Source organism: Dolomitihabitans soli, from assembly GCF_022213955.1.
GTDB lineage: Bacteria > Actinomycetota > Actinomycetes > Streptosporangiales > Streptosporangiaceae > Streptosporangium_A > Streptosporangium_A soli.
On sequence record NZ_JAKNTW010000001.1, the window covers coordinates 84,257 to 106,438 of the forward strand.

At 71.2% G+C, this 22,182-nt stretch carries 20 protein-coding genes; 11 read left to right on the forward strand and 9 right to left on the reverse strand.

Annotated elements, in window-relative coordinates; all coding sequences use genetic code 11:
- Window positions 1-22: 22 nt before the first annotated feature.
- From ngcE to MBA17_RS00385, 3 genes are read left to right on the forward strand one after another with little or no spacing between them, the layout of a single operon-like run.
- The gene (ngcE, locus tag MBA17_RS00375) at window positions 23-1,450 is read left to right on the forward strand and encodes an N-acetylglucosamine/diacetylchitobiose ABC transporter substrate-binding protein (RefSeq protein ID WP_238494162.1); all 1,428 of its coding nucleotides are present in this window, start codon (window positions 23-25) and stop codon (window positions 1,448-1,450) included.
- A 42-nt stretch (window positions 1,451-1,492) separates the two neighbouring features.
- Window positions 1,493-2,383 (forward strand): carbohydrate ABC transporter permease, encoded by an 891-nt coding sequence (locus MBA17_RS00380; RefSeq protein WP_238494163.1) that lies wholly within the window; start codon window positions 1,493-1,495, stop codon window positions 2,381-2,383.
- A gap of 11 nt (window positions 2,384-2,394) precedes the next feature.
- Window positions 2,395-3,303 (forward strand): carbohydrate ABC transporter permease, encoded by a 909-nt coding sequence (locus MBA17_RS00385; protein WP_238494164.1) that lies wholly within the window; start codon window positions 2,395-2,397, stop codon window positions 3,301-3,303.
- Here MBA17_RS00385 and MBA17_RS00390 read toward each other — a convergent pair.
- Both MBA17_RS00390 and MBA17_RS00395 read right to left on the reverse strand, forming a co-directional pair.
- Complete coding sequence (locus MBA17_RS00390; protein WP_238494165.1) at window positions 3,296-3,979, reverse strand: DNA alkylation repair protein; 684 nt, start codon at window positions 3,977-3,979, stop codon at window positions 3,296-3,298. The genes MBA17_RS00385 and MBA17_RS00390 overlap by 8 nt on opposite strands.
- The gene (locus MBA17_RS00395; RefSeq protein ID WP_238494166.1) at window positions 3,976-4,653 is read right to left on the reverse strand and encodes a TetR/AcrR family transcriptional regulator; all 678 of its coding nucleotides are present in this window, start codon (window positions 4,651-4,653) and stop codon (window positions 3,976-3,978) included. The genes MBA17_RS00390 and MBA17_RS00395 overlap by 4 nt, the downstream gene beginning before the upstream one ends.
- 172 nt (window positions 4,654-4,825) lie before the next feature.
- On the opposite strand from MBA17_RS00395, the gene MBA17_RS00400 reads away from it, so the two are divergent.
- The 3 genes from MBA17_RS00400 to MBA17_RS00410 all read left to right on the forward strand — a co-directional run bounded on the left by MBA17_RS00400 (window position 4,826) and on the right by MBA17_RS00410 (window position 8,790).
- On the forward strand, window positions 4,826-6,220 hold the full coding sequence (locus MBA17_RS00400) for an alkaline phosphatase D family protein (protein ID WP_238494167.1): 1,395 nt from the start codon (window positions 4,826-4,828) through the stop codon (window positions 6,218-6,220).
- 74 nt (window positions 6,221-6,294) lie between these two features.
- Entirely contained in the window at window positions 6,295-7,839 is a 1,545-nt protein-coding gene (locus tag MBA17_RS00405) for a glycoside hydrolase family 3 protein (RefSeq protein WP_238494168.1), read from the forward strand.
- A gap of 93 nt (window positions 7,840-7,932) precedes the next feature.
- On the forward strand, window positions 7,933-8,790 hold the full coding sequence (locus MBA17_RS00410; RefSeq protein WP_238494169.1) for an ATP-grasp domain-containing protein: 858 nt from the start codon (window positions 7,933-7,935) through the stop codon (window positions 8,788-8,790).
- Here the strand turns inward: MBA17_RS00410 and MBA17_RS00415 are convergent.
- The 4 genes from MBA17_RS00415 to MBA17_RS00430 form a co-directional block, all read right to left on the reverse strand.
- Entirely contained in the window at window positions 8,739-9,497 is a 759-nt protein-coding gene (locus MBA17_RS00415; RefSeq protein ID WP_238494170.1) for an SDR family oxidoreductase, read from the reverse strand. The two genes, MBA17_RS00410 and MBA17_RS00415, sit on opposite strands and share 52 nt — an antisense overlap.
- Before the next feature lie 56 nt (window positions 9,498-9,553).
- Window positions 9,554-10,855 (reverse strand): DUF2252 domain-containing protein, encoded by a 1,302-nt coding sequence (locus tag MBA17_RS00420; RefSeq protein ID WP_238494171.1) that lies wholly within the window; start codon window positions 10,853-10,855, stop codon window positions 9,554-9,556.
- A gap of 77 nt (window positions 10,856-10,932) precedes the next feature.
- Window positions 10,933-12,135 (reverse strand): acyl-CoA dehydrogenase family protein, encoded by a 1,203-nt coding sequence (locus MBA17_RS00425; protein ID WP_238494172.1) that lies wholly within the window; start codon window positions 12,133-12,135, stop codon window positions 10,933-10,935.
- Window positions 12,132-12,671 (reverse strand): flavin reductase family protein, encoded by a 540-nt coding sequence (locus tag MBA17_RS00430; RefSeq protein ID WP_238494173.1) that lies wholly within the window; start codon window positions 12,669-12,671, stop codon window positions 12,132-12,134. Before MBA17_RS00430 ends, MBA17_RS00425 begins: the two co-directional genes overlap by 4 nt.
- Before the next feature lie 131 nt (window positions 12,672-12,802).
- Between MBA17_RS00430 and MBA17_RS00435 the strand changes: the two genes are divergently transcribed.
- The 5 genes from MBA17_RS00435 to MBA17_RS00455 all read left to right on the forward strand — a co-directional run bounded on the left by MBA17_RS00435 (window position 12,803) and on the right by MBA17_RS00455 (window position 17,222).
- Complete coding sequence (locus MBA17_RS00435) at window positions 12,803-13,960, forward strand: thiolase C-terminal domain-containing protein (protein WP_238494174.1); 1,158 nt, start codon at window positions 12,803-12,805, stop codon at window positions 13,958-13,960.
- 2 nt (window positions 13,961-13,962) lie between these two features.
- On the forward strand, window positions 13,963-14,349 hold the full coding sequence (locus MBA17_RS00440) for a Zn-ribbon domain-containing OB-fold protein (RefSeq protein WP_238494175.1): 387 nt from the start codon (window positions 13,963-13,965) through the stop codon (window positions 14,347-14,349).
- A 468-nt stretch (window positions 14,350-14,817) separates the two neighbouring features.
- Complete coding sequence (locus MBA17_RS00445; RefSeq protein WP_238494176.1) at window positions 14,818-15,567, forward strand: GntR family transcriptional regulator; 750 nt, start codon at window positions 14,818-14,820, stop codon at window positions 15,565-15,567.
- A gap of 219 nt (window positions 15,568-15,786) precedes the next feature.
- Window positions 15,787-16,386 (forward strand): GNAT family N-acetyltransferase, encoded by a 600-nt coding sequence (locus MBA17_RS00450; RefSeq protein ID WP_238494177.1) that lies wholly within the window; start codon window positions 15,787-15,789, stop codon window positions 16,384-16,386.
- A gap of 155 nt (window positions 16,387-16,541) precedes the next feature.
- Window positions 16,542-17,222 (forward strand): copper homeostasis protein CutC, encoded by a 681-nt coding sequence (locus MBA17_RS00455; RefSeq protein WP_238494178.1) that lies wholly within the window; start codon window positions 16,542-16,544, stop codon window positions 17,220-17,222.
- Between the two features lie 18 nt (window positions 17,223-17,240).
- Here MBA17_RS00455 and MBA17_RS00460 read toward each other — a convergent pair whose 3' ends face one another.
- The 3 genes from MBA17_RS00460 to MBA17_RS00470 all read right to left on the reverse strand — a co-directional run bounded on the left by MBA17_RS00460 (window position 17,241) and on the right by MBA17_RS00470 (window position 22,097).
- On the reverse strand, window positions 17,241-18,434 hold the full coding sequence (locus MBA17_RS00460) for a DUF6986 family protein (protein WP_238494179.1): 1,194 nt from the start codon (window positions 18,432-18,434) through the stop codon (window positions 17,241-17,243).
- A 282-nt stretch (window positions 18,435-18,716) separates the two neighbouring features.
- Window positions 18,717-20,021: an FAD-dependent oxidoreductase gene (locus tag MBA17_RS00465; RefSeq protein ID WP_238494180.1), complete on the reverse strand. Its 1,305-nt coding sequence runs from the start codon at window positions 20,019-20,021 to the stop codon at window positions 18,717-18,719.
- Window positions 20,022-20,147: 126 nt separating this feature from the next.
- Complete coding sequence (locus MBA17_RS00470) at window positions 20,148-22,097, reverse strand: AMP-binding protein (RefSeq protein ID WP_238494181.1); 1,950 nt, start codon at window positions 22,095-22,097, stop codon at window positions 20,148-20,150.
- Window positions 22,098-22,182 lie beyond the last annotated feature (85 nt).

Below are 22,182 nucleotides of genomic sequence, written 5' to 3' on the forward strand. Positions count from 1 at the left end.
CTCAGCACACGAGGAGTACCCCATGGCCCACACCCCCCTTACCCGCCGTGAGCTGCTTCGCAGCGCGGCGCTCGCGGGCATCCTGCTGCCCGCGGCCGGTGCCCTGTCCGCCTGCGCGACCCCAGCCGGGAACACCGGCGCGCCGACGGCCCCGACCGCGGGCGCCAAGAGCGCGACCAATCCCCTCGGCATCGCCGATGACAAGCCGTTCGAGGTCGTGATCTTCGACGGCGGCCTCGGTGACGCCTACTTCACCGACATCCACCAGCCGCTGTTCAAGACCAAGTACCCCAAGATCGAGATCAAGCACTCGGCGACCAAGGAGGTCGCCAAGACGCTCCAGCCCCGGCTGGCGGGCGGCACCCCGCCCGAGGTCATCCACAACCAGGGCGCCAACGCCATGGACACCGGCGCGCTGGTCCAGGACGGCCAGCTCTTCGACCTGACCACGCTGCTCGAAGCGCCGAGCTGGGACGACCCGAACGTCAAGGTCCGCGACACGATCCTGCCCAGCGCGATCGAGCTGGGCACCTACGACGGCAAGTACAGCGTGCTGACCTACACCAGCGGCGTCTGGGGGATCTGGTACTCCAAGAAGCAGTTCGACGAGAACGGCTGGCAGGCGTCGCCCAAGACGTGGGACGAGTTCCTGGCGCTGCTGGAGACGATCAAGAAGTCGGGCAAGTGCGCGCCCTTCACCTACGCGGGCAAGCACCCCTTCTACGTCTACGAGACCATCCTCACGCTCGCCGCCAAGATCGGCGGGATCGACGTGCTGAAGCGGATCGACAACCTGGAGGACGGCGCCTGGAAGGCGGAGCCGGTCAAACAGGCCGCGACCGCCTTCGCCGAGATCGGTGCGAAGTACCTCATGCCGGGCACTGCCGGTCTCGACCACGTCCAGACCCAGACCGCGCAGAACAAGGGAAAGGTCGCGCTGCTGCCCTGCGGCGTGTGGCTGGAGAACGAGCAGAAGGACAGCACCCCGGAGGGCTTCGACTACGCGGTCTTCCCGCTGCCCGACTTCAGCGCCTCCGACGCCATGCCGTACGGCACCGTGCACGCCCGGCCCGGTGAGGACTTCTTCGTCGCCGCCAAGTCGGCCAACCCGCTGGCGGGCGTGGAGTTCATGCGGGGCATGCTCTCCAAGGAGGCGGCGGGCAAGTACGTCGAACTGGTCAGCACGCCGTCGGTGGTGAAGGGCGCGGCCGAGGGCCTCCAGCTCAAGCCCGGTCTGACCAGCGCCAACGCCATGCTCAGCGCGGCCGGTGACAACACCACCTACTTCCGCTTCCGGCAGTGGTACCTGCCGATGCACGACGAGGTGGCCGCCGCGACCGGGCAGCTCATGAACGGCAGGCTGACCGTCGAGAAGTGGATCGAGCGGATCGAGAAGAAGGCGGCGGACATCAAGGCCGACTCCTCGGTCAAGAAGTTCACCAGGACCTGAGGACCTGATGGGACACGGCGGAGCGGCGGCGGGGAGCGCCCGATGAGGTATGGCAGTTCGCGGTTCATCATCGGGTTCCTCGCCGCCCCGGTTCTGATCTACGCGATCTACGTGATCGCACCGTACGCGCAGGCGTTCTACATCGCGCTGACCAACTGGCGGGGGGTGAACGCGACCCCCGAGTTCATCGGCCTGGAGAACTTCCGGCGGCTGTTCGGCGACGGCATCTTCTGGAAGGCGGTCGGGCACAACGCCCTCCTGCTGGTCCTGCTGCCGGTGCTGACCCTCGGCATCGCGCTGTTCTTCGCCTTCCTGCTGAACGTCGGCGGCAAGTCGGGGGTCAGCGGGATCTGGGGCTCGAAGATCTACCGGGTGGTGTTCTTCTTCCCCCAGGTCCTGGCGATCGCCATCGTGGCCGCCCTGTTCCAGCAGGTCTTCAGGCCCGACTCCGGCGGCATGATCAACTCCGTGCTGCCGGAGCCGGTGGGGTTCCTCTCCGACCCGGACATCGCGCTGTGGTCGATCCTCGGCGTGCTGGTCTGGCAGGCCGTCGGGTTCTACGTCGTGCTGTTCTCCGCGGGCATGGCCTCGATCCCCAAGGACCTGTTCGAGGCGGCGGCGATCGACGGGGCGAGCCGGGTGAGCCTGTTCTTCCGGGTGACGCTGCCCCTGCTGTGGGACACGATCCAGGTGGGCTGGGTCTACCTGGGCATCGCCGCGCTCGACGTCTTCGCCATCGTCTGGGTGATGACGGCCGAGCACGGCGGGCCCGACTCCTCCACCACGGTGATGGCCGCCGAGATCTACCGCAACGCCTTCCACTACTTCCAGTTCGGCTACGCCTCGGCCATGGGCGTCGTGCTGTTCTTCTTCACCGTCGGCTTCGCGGCACTGGCCCTGCGCCTGTCGCGACGCGAGCGGGTCGAGTTCTAAGGGGCATCGTGGTGTCAGACAGCGTGCCGATCTCCCGGTCGGAGGCGCGCGCGATCCGCAAGAGCGTCCTCGGCCCCGCGTGGTGGGCGACGTCGCAGATCGTGCTGCTGGTGTGGACGGTGCTGGTCGCCGTCCCGATCGTGTGGACGTTCCTCGCCTCGATCAAGACCGAGGTCGAACTGGACGACGCGTGGTCGCTGCCGGCCGTGCCGCGGTTCGACAACTACGCCAGAGCCTGGGAACAGGCCCATATCGGGCAGTACATGCTGAACAGCATCCTGGTCGTCGCCTTCGGGGTGGCCGGGACGATGCTGCTCGGCTCGATGGCCGCCTATGTGCTGTCCAGGTACCGGTTCCGCGGCAGCAGGCTGCTCTACCTGCTGTTCGTGTCGGGTCTGGCCTTTCCCGTCTACCTGGCGCTGACCCCGTTGTTCTTCGTCGTGCAGAACATGGGCACGGTCCCGGTGATCGGCCAGTTCATCGGCCTGAACTCGCACGGCGGGCTGGTCCTGGTCTACATCGCCTACTCGCTGCCGTTCACGGTCTTCTTCCTCGCGGCGTTCTTCCGCACGCTGCCCACGGCGGTGGCCGAGGCCGCGCTGGTGGACGGGGCCTCGCACACCCGGGTCTTCTTCCAGATCATGCTGCCGATGGCCAAACCGGGGATCGTCAGCATCACCATCTTCAACATCCTCGGCCAGTGGAACCAGTACCAGATCCCGCTGGTGCTGCTCGCCGGGGCCAAGGAGAAGTGGGTGCTTACCCAGGGCATCGCCGACATCTCCACCGCGGCGGGCTACGACGCCGACTGGGCGGCGCTGTTCGCCGCGCTGAGCATGGCGATCCTGCCCATGCTGATCGTCTACACGATCTTCCAGCGGCAGATCCAGGCCGGGCTCACCGCGGGCGCGCTCAAGTGACCGGCAGGTTGCGCAGCGCCTCGCGGCGGCTCAGCCCGCTGATGCCCTTGTGGTCGGCGTAACGGACGACCTCGTCCGGCTTCACCTTGGCGTACTCCCGCAGGGCCCAGCCGATGGCCTTGCGGGCGAAGAAGTCGGTGTCGGAGAGGCTGGGCTCGATGCAGGCGTAGAGGAGACCGGTGTCGGTGCGCTCCTTGAACCTGTTCTGGCAGAGGATCGAGGTGCGCCGCTTCCACAGGTCATCGCCGCGGGCCCAGTCCAGCATGAGCGGGCGCATCGTGTCGGGGAAGGCGCCGAGCAGCCCGCCCACCCGGTGGACCGCGAGTTCGTCGACGTAGTCCCACCAGGCGCCGGTGACGATCATCTCCTCGTACATCGGGATCGTGTAGAGGGTCTGCCACGTCTTGTACAGGCGGAAGCCGGTCAGCTCGATCGCCGCGTAGCGTTCCTCGCGGTACTCCGCCTCGCGCCACAGGCCGAGCACGGCCCTGCGCCACTCGGGCGCGGCGCCGAGGCGGTGGCCGGTGAAGACCTTCTTCAGCGCGGCGCGGCGGGGCGACGCCTGCACTCCGAGGAACGGCATCTCCGACTTCATGTAGGCCCGCATGACCTCGGCCTTGGCGGGCTCGGCGGCCGCCGAGAGCGCGAGCCGTACGGCCTGGTGGAGGGGGCTCATGCGCGCTGGCTGCTCCGCTCGCCGGTGGCGACTCCGTCGAACAGGACCGTGATGTAGTGCTCGGCGAGGCCCGCGGTGTTGAGCTTGCCGCCGGGCCGGAACCAGCGCACCGCGACCCAGATCGTGTCGCGGATCATCCGGTAGGTCAGCTTGGGGTCGACGTCGGCGCGGAACTGGCCCTCGGCCTGGCCGCGCTTGATCTGCTCGATCCACAGGCGCTCGACCTCGTCCTCGGCCTTGACCAGGTAGTCGAAGCGGTCGCCGGGCAGGGAGCGGAGGTAGCTCCAGTCGTTCTGCATCACGGTGATCGCCGCGCGGTGGGGCTCCAGGGTGCCGAAGCCGATGCGCACCATCTCCGACAGCACCGTGCGGGGGTCGCCCCCCCGCTCCAGGGCCGCGCGGTAGCGGCCGAGCAGGTCGCGCAGGAAGTCGGAGAGCACTTCATCGACGATGGTCTCTTTGGAGTCGAAGTGGTGATAGAGACTTCCGGAGAGAATGCCCGCCTCGTTGGCGATCTCACGGACCGTCGTGGCCTGGAAGCCCTTGCGAGCGAAGATCTCGGCGGCGAGTTTGACGAGATGGTCGCGGCGCTCCGAGGCGGCGCCTGAGGCGGGCACGCGCTTGGCGCTCTGGCGCTTCGTCGCGGTGCCACCGGAGTTCTTTCGCGTGTTCACGTCCTCCATTATGGGCCCTTGCTCAATCGCTTGTTCACATTACGCGCCCAGCTCACCGCCGCCCTGGAGCGTGACCAAGCGCTTGATACAATCAACCGGCGGCCGTACCGTGGACGCTCTTCCTCACCGGCAGGACACTGGACAATCGGCGCACACGGGCGTTGTGTGGGGCATGGCGAAGCTCGGTTATCCGTTCACCCTGGGGGTCGCGTCGGGGGAGCCCGCGCCTGACGGGGTCATCCTGTGGACCCGGCTGGCGCCGGTCCCGTTCGACCCCGATCCCGCGCGGCCGGGCGGCATGCCCGCGCGGTCGGTGCCGGTGCGCTGGCAGGTGGCGGAGGACCCCGCCTTCGCCCGGATCGTCCGGCAGGGCACCGCGTCGGCCGCCCAGGCGTGGGCGCACAGCGTGCACGTGCGCGTCGACGGGCTGCGGCCCGCCACCGACTACCACTACCGCTTCTCTGTCGGCGCCCCGTTCGGCGCGGAGACCAGCCCGGCCGGCCGTACCAGGACCGCGCCCGCCCGCGACTCCACCGCGCCCGTCAGGTTCGCGGTCGCGTCCTGCCAGCGTTACGAGCACGGCCACTTCACGGCGCACCGCCACCTCGCCGCCGAACTCCCCGACGTGGTCTTCCACCTCGGCGACTCCATCTACGAGTACGGCAGGCCCGCCGTCCCCAAGCCGGGCCGCTACGTCAGGCCGCTCGAACCGCCGGAGCGCGAGTGCCTGTCGCTGCACGACTACCGCAACCGGCACGCGCGTTACCGCACCGACGCCGACCTGCGGGCCGCGCACGCCGCCGCGCCCTGGGTGGTCACCTGGGACGACCACGAGGTGGACGACAACTACGCGGGTGTCCGCCCGGCGGACGGCTCGCCCCCGGCCGCGTTCCTGCGCCGCCGCACGGCCGCGTACCGGGCCTACTACGAGCACATGCCGCTCAGGGTCAGGCCGGTGGGCGAGGAACTGCGCATGTATCGGTGGCGGCCCTACGGCGGGGTGGCCGACTTCCTGGTGCTCGACGCCCGGCAGTACCGCGCGGGGGCGGACATGCTCGGCCCGGCGCAGGAGCGCTGGCTGCTCGACCGCCTCAGGAGCGCTCGCGCCCGCTGGAAGGTGCTCGTCCAGCCGCTCTTCTTCGCCAGGCGGGCGTTCCCCGGGCCGCTGGGGCCGACGTTCAGCACGGACGCCTGGGACGGGTTCGCCGAGCAGCGCGCCCGGGTGCTCGCGGCGGCCGGGGAACGGCTGGTGGTCCTCAGCGGCGACGTCCACAACAACTGGGCCTGCGACCTCGACGACGACGCGGGGCGGCCGGTGGGCGTGGAGTTCGTCGGCACCGCGATCACCAGCGCGCCGTCCGGCGCCGGCGGCGGGCCGATCCTCGCGGCCAATCCGCACATCAAGTTCTTCGACGATCACCGGGGCTACCTGGCGGGGACGGCGGGGCCGGCCGGGTTCGAGATCGCCTACCGGGTGGTGGACTTCGTCGACCGCCCGTCCGGGCAGCTGGGCACCGCCGCCCGCTTCGGAGTGCGGGAGGACCGAGTCGTACGGCTGGACGTTTGAAATCCTAAGGTCAGCCTACTAGCAAATAGGAAACTTTCCTATTAGATTGTCGGCATGCTCAAGAGCGGTGACGCATGAGCCGGCGTGAGCACGAGCTGCTTCGCCTGGCCGACACGGTCCTCCTTCCCGGCTTCGAGGGGAAGGCACCACCCGACTGGTTGCGACGACGGCTGGCGCAGGGGCTGGGGGGAGTCGTCCTCTTCTCCCGCAACATCGACGGTCCCGGCCAGGTCGCCGAGCTGACCGAGGCTCTGCGCGCGGAGAACCCGGACGCGATCATCGGCATCGACGAGGAGTCGGGCGAGGTGACCCGGCTGGAGGCGGCCTCCGGGAGCAGCCGGCCCGGCAGCTTCGCGCTGGGCGTGGTGGACGACGTCGAACTCACCCGGTCCATGGCCGGCGGGCTGGGCGAGGACCTGGCCAGGGCGGGGGTGACCGTCAACTTCGCGCCGTCGGCCGACGTCAACTCCAACCCGGACAACCCGGTCATCGGGCTCCGCTCCTTCGGCGCCGACCCCGGGCTCGTCGCCCGGCACACGGTCGCCTGGGTGCAGGGCCTGCAGTCGGCCGGGGTCGCCGCCTGCGTCAAGCACTTCCCCGGTCACGGGGACACGTCCGTCGACTCCCACCACGCCGTGCCGTACGTCGGGGCGACCGCCGGACAGCTGGCGGAGGTGGCGCTGCGGCCGTTCCGCGCGGCGATCGACGCGGGCGTGCGGGTCGTGATGACCGGGCATCTGCTCGTCGCCGCGGTCGATCCCGAACGGCCGGCCACGCTGAGCCGTAAGATCCTCACCGGCCTGCTCCGTGACGAGCTGGGCTTCGGCGGGCTCGTCATCACCGACGCCATCGAGATGTCCGCGGTCTCCGGACGGCACGGCATCGGCGGCGCGTCCGCGCTGGCCATCGCCGCCGGGGCGGACGCGATCTGCGTCGGCGGGGAGAACGCCGACGAGCGGACCGCGGCGCTGGCCCGGGAGGCGATCGTGGCCGCGGTGGTCGAGGGCAGGCTCCCCGAGGAACGGCTGGCGGAGGCGGCCCACCGGGTACACGCGCTCGCCTCGTGGACCGCCGCGTCCAGGCACAGCGGTCCTCCCTCTGCCGGGCACGACGGGCTGGGCGACGGGCCGGCCCTGGGGCTCGAAGCGGCCCGCCGCGCGCTGCGGATCACCCGCCGGTCGGCTGCGGCCGGCTTCCCGCTGGCCGGGCCCGCGCACGTGGTGGAACTCGCCCCGGAGATGAATTTGGCGATCGACAAGGGCACGCCCTGGGGGGTCGGCGGGCCGCTGGCCGAACTGTCGCCCGGCACCACCGTCGTCCGTCTCACGCCCTCGACCGCCACCGGGGGCGCGGTCGAGGGCGTGCTCCGGGAGGCGTCCGGCAGGCCGCTCGTGGCGGTGGTGCGCGACGCCCACCGGCACGCCTGGCAGACGGACGCGCTCGCGCACCTGCTCGCCGCCAGGGCCGACACGGTCGTGGTCGAGATGGGCCTGCCCGGCCGGTGCGACCTCGGCGCGATCCACATCGCCACCCACGGGTCGGCCCGGGTGTGCGGCATGGCCGTGGCCGAGATCCTCAGCGGCAAGGTCGTGGTGGACCTGCCGGTCCCTGCGGGGTGAGCCCTCCGCTGCGGGCCGGTACGGCGCGCAGGTAATCGCTACGTACCATGTATCGGATTATTTCCTGATGAAGGGCGATATATGGGACTCCCCGTGGCATACGTGACGTTCGCCGACCCCGACGGCCATGACGACGAGCGGGAGACCGCCCTCGCCGCGTGGGCCGCGGCCGGGATCGAGGGGAGGGCCGTGCGCTGGGACGACCCGGCGGCCGACTGGGCGGCGTACGAGGCCGCCGTCGTCCGTTCGACCTGGGACTACGTCGAGCGCAGGGCCGAGTTCCTGGCCTGGGCGCACCGGGCCGCCGAGCGGACCCGGCTGCTCAATCCGGCGCCCGTGATCGAGCGCAACACCGACAAGACCTACCTGCGTGACCTGACCGCCCCCATCGTCCCCACCCACTGGACCGAAACCGGGCTCCCCGTCTGGGACGAGTACGTGGTCAAGCCCTCGATCTCGGCCGGCGCCCGGGACACCATCCGCACCCGGGACCGGGGGGAGGCCGAGCGGCACGCCGGAATGCTCCGCGCCCACGGCAGGACGCCGATGATCCAGCCCTACCTCGACATGGTCGAAGCCGAGGGGGAGACCTCGCTGCTGTTCTTCAACCGCAGGTTCAGCCATGCCGTACGCCGGAGCGCCATGCTCGCGGGGGGCGCCACCGCTGCGGACAACGCCGTCTCGACCCCCCGTGACCCCGCCCCCGACCAACTGGAGCTCGCCGAGAGCGTGCTCGCCGGCGTCGAGGGGGACCTGCTGTACGCCAGGGTCGACCTGGTACGCCTGGCCGGCGGCGCGCCCGCCCTGATCGAGCTGGAGCTGACCGAGCCCTACCTCTACCTGAGCAGCAGCCCGGAGGCTCCGGCGAACCTCGCCAGGGCGCTGCGGGAGCTGCTCGGTCAGCGGGTGGAGCTGCCCCCGTCGACCGGGATGACCGCCCCGGTCAGGTAGGAGCCGGCGCGGGAGGCGAGGTAGATCGCGGTGCCCGCCATGTCCTCGGGGCGGCCGATCCGGCCCAGCGGCACATTGGCGGCGATCGACGAGCGGATGCCCGGGTCGTCGAGCGCGAAGGCCATCATCTTGGAGTCGAACGGCCCGGGGGCGATGGCGTTCACCGTGATCGACTCGGTAGCGAGCTGGTGGGCCAGGTGACGGGTGAGCATGTGCACGCCGGCCTTCGCGGCCGAGTAGGCGTAGTTCTCGATGCCGGGCACCCGGAGGCCGTCGATGGACCCGATGTTGATCACCCGGGCCGGGTCGTCGGGGGCCGCCGCCGCCCGCAGCAGCGGGAGGAAGCGCGTGGTCAGGTAGAAGACGCCCTTGACGTTGATCCCCCAGAGCTTGTCGAACGCGTGCTCCGGGTACTCCTCGAGCGGCGCCCCCCACGTCGCCCCCGCGTTGTTGACCAGCACGTCCACCTTGGTCTCCGCGCCCGACACCGCCTCGAACAGCGTGTCGACGCCCGCCCCGGTGGACAGGTCGGCGGGCACGGCGACGCAGCCGAGTTCCGCCGCGGTCTTCTCCACCTCGGGGGCCTTGCGCGAGGAGATGTAGACCGTCGCGCCGGCCTCGACGAAGCCGGTCGCGATCATCTTGCCGATTCCGCGCGAGCCGCCCGTGACGACGACCGTCTTGCCTTCCACCGAGAACAGGTTCATGCGTCCCGATGATGCCGTACGGCTTCCGCCTCGTCCATACCGACTGGTCGGTTTCGTCAGACCCCCGGCAGCCGGCCGTTCCTGAACAGGTCGACGAAGATCTGGTGATCGGCCCTGGACCGGGCCCCGTAGGCGTGCGCGAAGTCGAGCAGCATCGCGACGAACCCCTCCTCCGCGCCGGTCACCGCCGCCACGATCGCCTCCTCCGTCGAGTAGTCGACCAGGTCGTGGCTGGACTCGTCGTCGGCCACCGCGTGCATCCGCGCCACCGCCCGCCCCAGCTCGCCGACCACCGAGGACAGCTCCGCCGGCTCGTCCACCTCGTCCCAGTCGAGATCCGCGGAGTACGGCGAGACCTCGGCGACGAGTTGCCCCACGCCGTGCAGAGTGGTGTAACCCAGCCAGGGATCGGCGTACGCCTGCAGCGCCCGCTGCGACTCGGCGGTCCGGTGCCCCTGGTGCAGGAAGTAGCCGTGCACCTTCTCGTCGTCGATGTAGCGGGCCACGGCGGGCACCTGAGCCTGTTTGATGTAGAGGACGACGTCGTTCTCCAGCGCCTGGGTGGGCCCTTCGAGCAGCAGGTTGTACGACGGCAGCCCGGCGGAGCCGATGCCCACCCCATGGCGCAACGCGACGTCCTTGATGACGTGCTCCACCGGCCGCGCCCCGCCCGGCAGCGTCGTCAGATAGTCGTGGAACGCCTCCTCGACCTCCCGCCTGGCGACCGCGTCGACCGGCCGCCGCCCGGCCATGACCGCGAACCGCCGGTCGTAGTCGTCGATCATGGTCTCCACGTCGAGCAGCGCGACCCGGGTGTTCAGCCGCGCGATCTGCAGCACCCGGTGCAGCACGCCGGTGGTGGTGTCGAGGGTCAGCGCGCCGATCGCGCCGTCCCCGCCCCGCGCGATCGCCGTCAGTTCGGTGAGGTAGGCGTGCGCGAAGCCGGTGACCAGCGCGCCGATCACCTCGTCGGAGAGCGCCTTGGCGTAGCCGATCAGCGCCACGCTGGCCGCGAACCGCTTGAGGTCCCAGGTGAACGGCCCGACGTACGCCTCGTCGAAGTCGTTGACGTTGAACACCAGGACCCCGGAGGCGTTCATGTAGGTGCCGAAGTTCTCCGCGTGCAGATCGCCGTGGATCCAGACCCTGCGGGTGCGTTCGTCGAGGAACGACTCGTCCGCGAACTCGCCCGCCAGGTCCGCGTAGAACAGGCACGCGCTGCCCCGGTAGAACGCGAACGGTGACGCCGCCATCTTCCGGAACTTCCGCCTGAAGGCCGCCGGGTCGCGATGGATCGAGTCGCCGAATTCGGTGAGCAGGACCTCGATGATGTGCGCCGCGCGCCGATCGTCACCCATGGCTCGAACGCTAGGCGCAACGGACCGCTCACACCAGGTCCACTTCCGGCGCGCCGCCCGCCCCGGCCCCGCTCGCCCTACGGCGTGCCCGGTGTGCCTGGTATGCCGGGTGTCCGCGGCTCCTTCGGCAGGCCGAGCGTGCGTTCGGCGATGATGTCCCGCTGGATCTCGCTCGACCCCGCGTAGATCGTGTCCGCGCGGCTGAACAGATAGAGCCGCTGCAGGTCGTTCAGCTCGTACGGCCCGCCGTCCGCGACCAGCCCGGCCCGCCCCTGTACGGCCTGCGCCAGCTCGCCCAGCCGGCGGTGCCACTCCGACCAGTACAGCTTGGCGATCGACACCTCGGGCCCCGGCTCGCCGGCCGACACCGAGGTCATCGTGCGCAGCGCGTTGAAGCGCATGATCTTCAGCTCCAGCCAGGCGCGGACCAGCCGGTCACGCAGCACGGGATCGTCCGCGGCCCCGGTGCGGCGGGCGGTCTCGATCACCGTGCCGAGTTCGCGTCCGAAGCCGATCTGCTGGCCGAGCGTCGAGGCCCCGCGTTCGTGACCGAGGGTGGCCATCGCGACCCGCCAGCCCTCGCCCGGCCTGCCCACCACGTTGGCCGCCGCCGTGCGCGCCCCGTCGAAGAAGACCTCGCTGAACTCGCTGGTCCCGGTGAGCTGGACGATCGGGCGCACCTCCACGCCCGGCCCGGTCATCGGGACCAGCAGGTAGGACAGCCCCTGATGGCGGGTGGAGCCGGGTTCGGTGCGGGCGAGCACGAAGCACCAGTCGGCGACGTGGGCCAGGGAGGTCCACACCTTCTGGCCGGTGATCACCCAGTCGGCGCCGTCGAGCGCCGCCCGGGTGCGGACGCCCGCCAGGTCGGAGCCGGCGTCCGGCTCGGAGTAACCCTGGCACCACAGCTCCTCGCCCCGCTGGATCGGCGGCAGGAACCTGCGCTTCTGCTCCGGGGTGCCGTGGTCGAGGATGGTGGGGCCGAGCAGTCCTTCGCCGATGTGGCCGACCCTGCCGGGCGCGCCCGCCCTGGCGTACTCCTCGTGGAAGATCACCTGCTCCGCCAGGGTGGCGTCGCGCCCGCCGTACTCCTTCGGCCAGCCCAGGCAGGTCCAGCCGGCCCGGCCGAGGTGGCGTTCCCAGGCGAGCCGCACCTCGTGGCCCTCGTGTTCGCGGCCGGGTCCGCCGAGGCCGCGGGCGTGCGCGAACTCGCCGGTCAGGTTGTCCTCCAGCCAGGCGCGGACCTCTTCTCTGAAGGTCGCGGCCGCGCTGAAGGTCACGGCTGGAAGCGGCCGTAGCCGCCGCGGAAGAAGACCAGCGGGCCGCCCTCGGCGTGCGCGTCCAGCTCGTGCACCCGGGCGACGACGATCACGTGGTCGCCCGCCTGGTGCTCCGCCTCGATCGTGCACTCGATCCAGGCCAGCGCGCCGTCGAGCACCGGGTTGCCGCGCGGGGAGTCGCGCCAGCCCAGGCCGGCGAACTTGGCGCCGCCCCTGGCCGCCAGCCGGCCGGAGAGCTCCCGCTGGTGCTCGCCGAGCACGTTGACGCAGTGGGTCTCGGCCGCCCTGACCAGCGGCCAGCTCGTGCTGGTGTGCGCGACGCAGAAGGCGACGAGGGGCGGGTCGAGGGAGACGGAGGTGAAGGAGTTGGCCGCCAGCCCGCACGGCTCGCCGCTGACCGGGTCGATCGCCGTGATCGCGACGACTCCGGTCGCGAACCGTCCGAGCACGGACCTGAAGTGCAGGGGGTCCACGGGTGCGGGGTGCGGGCGCCCGTCGCCGTCCGGCGCGACCAGCCGGGCGGGGTGGGGTGTCATCGTCGCACTCTCCTCATCGGCGGTGCCGTCGCCGCACCGCGCACTAGACCAAGCGCTTGCTTGGACGATAGGGGCGGTCCCGCGGAGGTGTCAAGCTTGCCTTTCGGCCAAGCGCTTGCTTCGATTGCGTGATGAACGGGCTGCGGGACCGCACCGCGCTGGCCGGCGTCGGCTACACCGGGTTCAGCAAGGACTCCGGCGTCAGCACCCTCACCCTGGCCTGCGAGGCGATCCTCGCGGCCCTGTCGGACGCCGGGCTCACCACGGACGACGTGGACGGCATCGCCACGCACCGGGTGGGCGACTCCGCCGCGCCCTCGGTGGTCGGTCCCGCGCTGGGCGTCCACGAGCCGTCGTGGTACCTCGACCAGTTCGGCGGCGGCAGCGTCTCGCACGCGGTGGTGGGCCAGGCGATGCTCGCCGTGGCGGCGGGGGTGGCGCGGACCGTCGTGTGCTACCGGGCGATCAACGCCCGGTCGGAGTTCCGGATGGGCGGCACCGGCCGTGGCGCGCCGCCCGGGCCGGAGGTGCAGTACCAGGCGCCCTACGGCTACGTCGCGCCGCCGCAGCAGTTCGCCATGTATGCGAGAGCCCACATGACGAAATATGGCACAAAAGCTGAGCATTTCGGGCAGTTGGCCGTAACGCAACGCGCGAACGCCGTACGCAACCCCCGCGCCCTGATGCGCACCCCCATCACCATGGACGACTATCTGGCCAGCCGCTGGATCGCCGAGCCGTTCCGGCTGCTCGACTGCTGCCTGGAGACCGACGGCGCGTGCGCGCTGGTCGTCACGACCGCCGAGCGGGCCGCTGACCTGCGCCGGCCCCGCGTGCTCGTCTCCGCGGCGGCCTGGGGCGGCGGCGACTCGTTCCTGTCGGGCGGGCGCGTCGACACCACGGTCTCCGCCGCCGCGGAACTGGCCCCGCGGTTGTACCGGGCGGCCGGGATCGGGCCGGAGGAGGTGGACGTGGCCGAGATCTACGACTGCTTCACCTACTCGGTGATCGTCCAGCTTGAGGACTATGGGTTCTGCGCGAAGGGGGAGGGCGGGCCGTTCGCCGCCTCCGGGGCGATCGGGCCGGGCGGGCGGATCCCGGTCAACACGCACGGCGGATTCCTGTCCGAGGGCTACGTGCACGGTATCAACCACATCGCCGAGGCGGTATCCCAGCTCAGGGGAGACGCCGGCGAGCGCCAGGTGGCGGGGGCGCAGGTGGCCCTGTCCACCGCGCAGCCCGGCTACGTCCTGCCGGCCACCTCGGCGCTGATCCTCAGAAGGGGCTGATCATGCGTCCGGTGCCCGACCGCGACTCCGCCGAGTGGTGGGCGGCGGTGCGGCGGCGCGAGCTGGCCGTACAGGAGTGTGCGGGGTGCGGGACGTGGCGCTTCCCCGCGCGGGCCTACTGCCCGGTGTGCCGGGCCCGGGAATGGCGGTGGCGGGTCACGGACGGCCGCGCGCGGGTGTCGAGCTGGATCGTCGCCCACCAGCGTTTCCATCCGGCTCTCGCGCCGCCGTACACCGTGGTCAGGGTGTGTCTCGCGCAGGCGCCCGGGTGTGTGCTGTACGGGACCTGGGTCGGCGGTGGGGAGCCGGTGGCCGGTGAGCCGGTGCGGGCGGTCTTCACCGAGGTGGACGAGGGGCTCACGCTGATCGCGTGGGAGCCCGCCGGCTAGGCCGACCAGAGGGGCCGATCAGAAGAGGGGAGAGTGCCCTGGCGGGCGTGGGGGACCCGCCAGGACACTTCCCTTTTCCCGGCGCGACGGCGCCAGGACCCCGGCGAGGGATGGGGTCCTGGGCCGTTGGGCCGCGCCGGGAGTCGGTGGGGATGACGGCCGTTGGCCGCGGTCGGCTCGGTGAGATCCGAGAGCACGGACATGTCGTTCGCGTTGCTCTGGTAGGTGTGGGTGAGCCCTGACGGTGTGACGTGTAGCGCAGCGAACGCGTCACCTCGCCGGGGGTCGTGCCAGGGCAGGTACGGCGTACCCGCGCGGACCGGCAGCATTGGCCTTCACCCCCTCGCCGACCTTTCGATGGTTTTGTACCAACGTTTGGATAATGCGGGTCAACAGGGGGCGCGGTCAAGGCCTGAGTTTCACACTAGAACCAGATCGTCTAGATTCGTTGGCACAAAAGGGGTGAATGTGGCACGGTCGACGCTGTACCAGCAGGTGGCCTCAGAGCTTCGCAGGGCCATCTACTCCGGTGACCTGGGTCCCGGGGACCAGCTTCCGACCGAAGCCGACCTCATGCACCTCCACCGGGTGAGCAGGAACACCGTCCGGCTGGCGCTGGGCGAACTGGTCAACGAGGGGCTGGTGACCCGCACCCCCCGGCGCGGCACCATCGTCCGCGACCGCCGCCCGCTGCTGATGTACCCCCAGCGCGAACTCCAGCCCCAGCCGGCCCACTCGCCCAGGGAGGCGTTCGGCTTCGCCGTGTCCCAGGAGGGCCGCGAGCCGAGCCAGAAGATCGAGGTCTCGATCGTGGAGCCGCCGGAGGAGATCGCCATCCGGCTGGAACTGCCCGACCAGGGCCTGGCCGTGGTACGGCGCCGCCTGCGGTTCGTGGACGGCCAGCCGTACAACACCAACGACTCCTACTTCCCGCAGGCGCTGGTGGCCGACTCCGAGATCGTCAGGCCGGTCGACATCATGCGCGGCGCCAATCTGGTGCTGGAGGAGCTCGGCCACCCGCAGGTGCGCGTCGTGGACGACATCTCGGCGCGGATGCCCACCCCGACCGAGGTCCGGCGGCTGGAGCTGGAGCCGGGTACGCCCGTCATCGAGTATCTCCGGGTCGGCTACGACGCCGACGACATTCCGGTCCGGGTGGCGATTTCGGTCCTGCCCGCGGACAAGCACCTGATCAGGTACGAGCTCAAGCGCCCCTGAGCGGCACGCCCTCGCCCCTGACTGGCGTGGCTTCGCACCCCTGACAAGTTCGGCAAACGCACTCCTGACGTGCCACAAGAGTCTCCGATGCCCCGGTGGGCAGGCGCGAAGGGTGTTAGACACTTTCCCAAAAATCCGATTTGTACCACGGATTCCGCCTGCCATCACCTGAACACAGTCCGTGTTCACTTCACCACATTTCGCAACAGGAGGCTCATCATGCACCCCAGTCACGCCCTCAAGCGTCCGACCCTCACCCTCCGTAAGGCGGGGCACGCCGACCTGCCCGCGGCCCTCGCGCTGCTCGCCGAAGCCGCCGAGTGGCTGTACCGCCGCGGCGTGCGCCAGTGGCCGCGCGAGGGTTTCGGTCCCCAGCGCATCGAGCCGCTCATCGACGAGGGAGTCCTTTATCTCGCCGACGACGGTGCCGCGCCGGTGGCCGTGGTCGCCGTCGACGACCACGCCGACCCCGAGTTCTGGGCGTCCGCCGACGATCCCGGCGCCGCCCTGTACGTGCACAAACTGGCCGTATCCCGCAGCCTGGCGGGCCGACGGGTGGGCGACGCGCTGCTCGACTGGGCGGGCCTGCTCGCCCTCGCGTCCGGCAGGCGGTGGCTGCGCCTGGACTGCGCCAAGGACAACCACGGCCTCCAGGCCTACTACCGCAGGTCCTTCACCCACGTACGCACGGTGGACCTGCCGCACCGCGCCTCCGGCGCCCTCTTCGAGCGCCGGGCCGGCGTCTCGGGCGAGGCCACGGGAGTGATTCTGCGCGACCGTACGGCATGGCCGGCCACCCAGGTGCTGGTGGAGGTCTGAATGCGGCCCGAGCGCAGACCCGAGCGGAGGCCGGTGAGAGACAAGTCTGAGAAAAGGCCCAGGCGAAGGTCTGGGCGAAGGGCTGAAGGGAGATACCACGCCTTTTAAGGGTGCAAGCCGTACAGGTGGTAAACCCCACCCGATAGCCTCAAGTCATGACCGGATCGCTGCTTGAGGTGATCGCGCTCGACTTGCGCGACGCCATCGCCGCCGAGGAAGGCGGCGCGGACCGCCTGGAGATCGTCGCCGACATGGCGTCCGACGGTCTCACCCCGGCGGTCGGGACGGTCGCGGCGATCGCCAAGGAGTGCGCGTTGCCGCAGATGGTGATGCTACGGCCGGCCCCGGGGTTCACCGCCACCGACGAGGAGATCGAGGGCCTGCGGCAGAACGCGCGGGCCCTCGCGGAGGCGGGCGCGGCGGGGTTCGTGTTCGGCTTCCTCGACGCCGGGGGAGCCGTGGACCTCGTCGCGACCGAGGCGCTCATCCACGCCGTCGCACCGCTGCCGTGGACCTTCCACCGGGCCGTGGACCACGCCGCCAACGTCCAGGCGGCCTGGCGCGCGGTTCGCCTGCTGCCCAACCTCGCCACCGTGCTCACCGCCGGCTCTCCCGCCGGCGTGGGCGACGGCATGGCCACGCTGAAGACCCGCGCCGACGCGGGCGACGCCCCGCTGATCCTGGTGGGCGGCGGCCTCCGGCGCGAGCACGTGCCCGTCCTGCTCGACTACGGCCTGCGCGCCTTCCACGTGGGCAGCGCCGTACGCGGCTCCTGGGCCGAACCCGTCGACGCGCGGCTGGTCCGCCTGTGGCGCGGATTCATCGACGCTCCTTGAGCGTGCGGGCCCCTGCCGTCAGGCGGGGGAGGAGCCGCGCCGCGAGAGCGCGTGACCGGCGCGGGTGAGAGCCGCCGTCAGGGTCCTGATCGTGGCGGGCTCGTCGAGCACGCCGCCGCCCGCCGTACGCCGATCCTGCCAGGCGCCGACACGGCCGGCGTACTCGTCGCGGTGGGCCAGGTGGAAGGCGTACGTCGCCGCGTACCGGCTCACCAGGTGCGAGGGATGCATGTCCCAGCCCTGGTAGAAGCCGTGCGCCAGGGAGTGGCGGACCAGAGCCGCGTGCCGCCGCCACAGCGCGCGGACGTCGGGACCCGAGGCCGACGCGGGCGAGGCCGCCAGCGAACCGTCGCACAGCTCCACACCCGTCCCCGCGAAGACCGTCTGCATCACGTGCCTGGCGTGGTCGCACGCCGGATGGTCCAGGCGCTGCTCGTGCGGAGGCAGCCCGCAGGCGGCGGTGTAGTCGAAGACCCCGAAGTGGGCCGCCGCCAGGCGCCCGCCGAGCGCGGGCACCAGATCCGCCGAGCGCTGCAGGAACAGCACCGTCTGCGGCGCCTCCACCTGGAGCTCGAACCGCAACGTCCCCCCGGGAAGCCGCAGCCCTTCCTCCAACTCGGCGAGGCAGGCCGCGAACTGGCCCAGATACGCCTCCATGAGCACCTTGGGGAAGGTCACGGTGAACCCGCCGGGCAATTGCCCCACCCGCCGGGTGACGGCCGTCAGGAAGCCGTCCAGGGTCCTGAGGGAGCGCCCGGGATCGCCGTCCGCGAAGGACTTCACCCGCAGGCCCCACCGCCGCGGCAGCCGTCCGGCGGCGTACAGCGCGGCGACCGCCTCCGCCGCCGCCGCGGCGTGCTCGTCCTCCTGCGCGGGATCACGCACGCCGTACCCGTCCTCGAAGTCGATCCGCAGATCCTCGACCGGCTCCGTGTTCAGCTTGTCCGCCACCAGCCGGTGTACGTCCGCGGCCTGCCCGTCCGGCACCTCGAACACCTCCGCCAGGTCGCCTGCGGAGGCCAGATGTACGGCCAGCAGCTCCCGCGCGGCCTCCCCCCACGAGGCCACCGTGTGCACGCCGAAGACGTCGGCCGGCACGTAGACGGTGTGTACCGGCTGCCAGGCGGGCTCCCGCGCGGGAAACCGGCCCGACTGCTCCAGATGAGCCTCCGCGAACCCCTCGACCGGCATTCCACCCAGCGTGACGTCCACCACGATCCTCCCAAAACGAACAACCAACCCCTGAGCCCTGAACCCGGCCCCGAACCCCCGAGCTTCTGCGCCCGAGTCTCCGGGCCGTTCGCGCGCCCGGAACCATGCCCGAAGTCCGGGATCGGCCCGCTTCTGAGCCGCTGTTCCCCGGACCGCTCGCGAGGCCCCGAGTCGGACCGCGTCCCGGGGTGACGGAACCGCTCGCGAGCGCCGCATCTCGGACCGCGTCCGGGGGTTACCGGAACCGCTCGCGAGTTCCGCGGCTCCCTGGACGCCCGTGGACTACTTGCGGCCGCAGGCGGCGAGCATGGCGGCCAGGCCGACGAGTTTCACCCGTTCGCCCCTGCCCAGGGTGCGGGCGAGTGCCGCCTCGGCCTCCTCGATCGCCAGCCACTCCTGGTAGGTCACCGGCTGTACGCCGCGCTCGGCGAGCAGGTCGTCCAGGCTCGTCAGCCCCGCCGGCCGGTCACCTTCGAGGTCGGCGAGCAGGGTGCGGACCGTCTCCGCAGCATCGGACTTGTTGGTGCCGATCACGCCGGTGGGGCCACGCTTGAGCCAGCCCGACACGTACTGCCCCCGGGAGACGCGCCCGGCCTCGTTGGGCACCGTCGAGGTGCCGGCGTCGAACGGCACACCGGGCAGCGGCACGCTCCGGTAACCCACCGAGCGCAGCACCATGCCGACCGGGATCGTCTCGAACTCGCCCGTGCCCACCACCCGGCCGTCGGCCAGCGCCGTACGCTCCAGCTTCAGCGCCTCCACCCGGCCGGACCCGAGGATCTCCACGGGACGCAGCCAGAACCGCACGTCGAGGCGGCGCGGGCGGCCCACCGGCTCGCGCGCCGCCCAGCCGCGCAGCACCTCGACGTTGCCGCGGATCTGCCGTGACAGCGCGGAGACGTCGCTGTCGCCCGCCTCGTCGGGCCGGACCCAGACGTCGGCGTTGCCGAGTTCGCCCAGCTCGCGCAGCTCCTTCAGGGTGAACTTGGCATGCTCGGGCCCTCTGCGGCCGATCATGTGGATCGCCTTGACCTGGCTGTCCGCGAGCCGTGACAGCACCTCCACGGGGACGTCGGTGGAGCTCAGCTCCTCGGCCGTCTTGGCGAGGATCCGCACCACGTCGACCGCCACGTTGCCGACGCCGATCACGGCCACCTCGGGGCTGTCCAGGGTGAACGCGTCAGCGGACATGTCCGGATGCCCGCAGTACCAGTTGACGAAGTCGGTGGCCGCCACGCTGCCGGGCAGGTCCTCTCCCGGGATGCCCATCCGCCGGTCGACCATCGCGCCGGTCGCGTAGACCACCGCGTCGTAGCAGCCGGCCAGGTCCTCGACGGTCACGTCGCGCCCCAGCTCGATCCCGCCCAGGAAGCGGACGCCCGGCAACTCCAGCACCTTCCGCAGGTAGCCGGCGATGGACTTGATCGACGTGTGATCGGGCGCCACGCCGTATCTGACCAGTCCGTACGGCGTTGGCAGGCGTTCGAGCACGTCGACCTCGACCGGGCCCCCGGCCTGCTTGGTCAGCGCCTCGGCCGTGTAGATGCCGGCGGGTCCTGATCCTACGATCGCCACGCGAAGCGGCACGTCGATCTCCTCACGTCTGCACTATCGGCAGGTCACAGTTGCGATTCTGCATCACCGGCACCGTACGCGGCCAGACGTGAGAGACCGTCGTGATCCCCAACGGGTCACAGTTGCGACTCTGACAGGTCAGGTTCGACCGGGGTGGTGGTGAACCGGCCAGTCGTCGACGGGCTGGTCGTGATCTCCCGCCCTGAGCGCGCGCTTGTCGATCTTTCCGTTGGCGTTGGCCGGCAGTTCGGGCAGCACGACGACCCGGCGTGGCACCTTGTGCCCGGACATGTTCTCTCGCGCCCAGGTGATGATCTTGTCCGGCTCTGCCGTCGTACCCTGCCTGGCTACCACGAAGGCCCAGCCGACCTCGCCCAGTCGCCGGTCGGGCACTCCGATCACCGCCGCCTGGGCCAGCGAGCCCTCGCGCAGCAGCAGGCTCTCCACCTCGGCGGGGGACACGTTGAATCCGCCCACGATGAACAGTTCCTTCTTGCGGTCCACGATCGCCAGGTTGCCCGCCTCGTCGAGGGTGCCGATGTCGCCGGTGTGCAGCCAGCCGTCCCTGATCGCCTCGGCCGTCTTGTCGGGTTCGCCCCAGTACCCCCGCATCACCCCGTACCCCCGCTGCAGGATCTCCCCCCGCTCGCCGGCTGGCACCTCCACGCCCCGCAGGTCGACGATCTTGACCTCGATGCCGGGTACGGGCCGTCCGGTACTCGCCGCGATGACCTCCACCGGATCCTCCGCCCTGGTCATCGAGACGACCGTGCCCTCCATCAGCCCGTACGCGTTGATCATCCGCTCCAGGCCGACCTCGTCCAGCAGCCGGTGGATCAGCTCCGCCGGCACCGCCGCCGCGCCGCAGATCGCCACCCGCAACGCGTGCCCGCCGGTGTCGACCTCGTCGAGCAGCCGGTGGAACAGCGTCGGCGGGCCCGCCAGGATGGTGACCCGGTCGCGCTGGATCAGCTCGCGCAGGCCGTCCGGCGTGAAGACGGCGACCGGGATCATCGTCGCCCCGCGCAGCACCGAGGCCACCATCCCGGCGTTGAGCCCGAAACCGTGCGCGAACGGCGCGATGATCGGATACCTGTCTCCCTCGCGCAGCGTGACGATGCCCGCCCAGTCCCAGTAACCCCGCACGACCTGCGCGTGATCGAGCATCACCCCTTTGGGCGTACCGGTGGTGCCGGAGGTGGACATGATCTCGCAAAGATCGTCCGGCCGTACGGCCAGCGCCCGCTCCTCGGCCGTCCGCTCACTGACGGCCGCCCCGCCCGCCAGCAGCCCACCCCGCGTGAGCCTGCCCGCCACGCCCCCTGCCACGGTGCCGGGCAACGAGTCGGGAAGAACCTCCAGCGGGGTGCCGGTCGGGGTGCTCGGCGGTGGGTCAGGTGAGCCGTCGGGTGGTGCGTCGGGCAGCGCGTCGGGCGGAGTGGTTGGCGGGGCGTGGAGCGGGGTGTCGGTCGGGGTGCCGGGTGGGGTGCCCGGCGGTGGATCAGGTAAGCCGCCGGGCAGCGCGTCGGGCGGAGTGGCCGGCGGAGCGTGGAGCGGGGTGTCGGACGGGGTGTCGGACGGGGTGTCGGACGGGGTGCCGGGTGGGGTGCCCGGCGGTGGATCAGGCAGCGGGTCAGGCGGTGGGTCGGGTAAGCCGCCGGGTGGCGTGTCCGGTGGGGGGCCGGGCAGGACGATGTGTTGCACGACGGTGTCGGTCAGCAGGTCGGCGAAGGGAGGTCCGCTCGGGCGTTCCCCGGTGATGAGCACGCGGGTCCCGGTCGCGTCGAGCACGCCGGCCGCCTCGATCCCCTTGTACCGCGACGACAGCGGGACGAGGACCGCACCCGCGTCCCACACGCCGAAGGCGGCGATCACCCAGTCCGGGTCGTTGAGCCCCCAGACGGCGACCCGGTCGCCCGGCTCCACGCCGAGCGCGATCAGCCCCCTGGCGAACGCGCGGGTGCGGTCCAGCAGGTCGCCGAGGGACAGCCGGACGTCTCCCGCCGCGACCACGATCACCTCCGGCCGCCTGGCGGCCCGGTCACGCAGCATCCGGGGGATCGTCCCCCAGCCGGGCACGGGTTCCATGCGTCGCCCTCCCTGCCAGTTCTGCTTGAGCTGCCCGTCCGACCTGGCCTGACCTGCCTGACCCGCCTGACCTGCGCTGCCTGCC

What these genes read in the sequence shown, in the direction of transcription:
- MBA17_RS00455 (WP_238494178.1), top strand. Translation starts at nt 16,542, where the DNA reads ATGACCGGATCGCTGCTTGAGGTGATCGCGCTCGACTTGCGCGACGCC.
- MBA17_RS00380 (WP_238494163.1), top strand. Translation starts at nt 1,493, where the DNA reads ATGAGGTATGGCAGTTCGCGGTTCATCATCGGGTTCCTCGCCGCCCCG.
- MBA17_RS00420 (WP_238494171.1), bottom strand. Translation starts at nt 10,855, where the DNA reads ATGGGTGACGATCGGCGCGCGGCGCACATCATCGAGGTCCTGCTCACC.
- MBA17_RS00400 (WP_238494167.1), top strand. Translation starts at nt 4,826, where the DNA reads ATGGCGAAGCTCGGTTATCCGTTCACCCTGGGGGTCGCGTCGGGGGAG.
- ngcE (WP_238494162.1), top strand. Translation starts at nt 23, where the DNA reads ATGGCCCACACCCCCCTTACCCGCCGTGAGCTGCTTCGCAGCGCGGCG.
- MBA17_RS00450 (WP_238494177.1), top strand. Translation starts at nt 15,787, where the DNA reads ATGCACCCCAGTCACGCCCTCAAGCGTCCGACCCTCACCCTCCGTAAG.
- MBA17_RS00405 (WP_238494168.1), top strand. Translation starts at nt 6,295, where the DNA reads ATGAGCCGGCGTGAGCACGAGCTGCTTCGCCTGGCCGACACGGTCCTC.
- MBA17_RS00430 (WP_238494173.1), bottom strand. Translation starts at nt 12,671, where the DNA reads ATGACACCCCACCCCGCCCGGCTGGTCGCGCCGGACGGCGACGGGCGC.
- MBA17_RS00415 (WP_238494170.1), bottom strand. Translation starts at nt 9,497, where the DNA reads ATGAACCTGTTCTCGGTGGAAGGCAAGACGGTCGTCGTCACGGGCGGC.
- MBA17_RS00435 (WP_238494174.1), top strand. Translation starts at nt 12,803, where the DNA reads ATGAACGGGCTGCGGGACCGCACCGCGCTGGCCGGCGTCGGCTACACC.
- MBA17_RS00470 (WP_238494181.1), bottom strand. Translation starts at nt 22,097, where the DNA reads ATGGAACCCGTGCCCGGCTGGGGGACGATCCCCCGGATGCTGCGTGAC.
- MBA17_RS00440 (WP_238494175.1), top strand. Translation starts at nt 13,963, where the DNA reads ATGCGTCCGGTGCCCGACCGCGACTCCGCCGAGTGGTGGGCGGCGGTG.
- MBA17_RS00390 (WP_238494165.1), bottom strand. Translation starts at nt 3,979, where the DNA reads ATGAGCCCCCTCCACCAGGCCGTACGGCTCGCGCTCTCGGCGGCCGCC.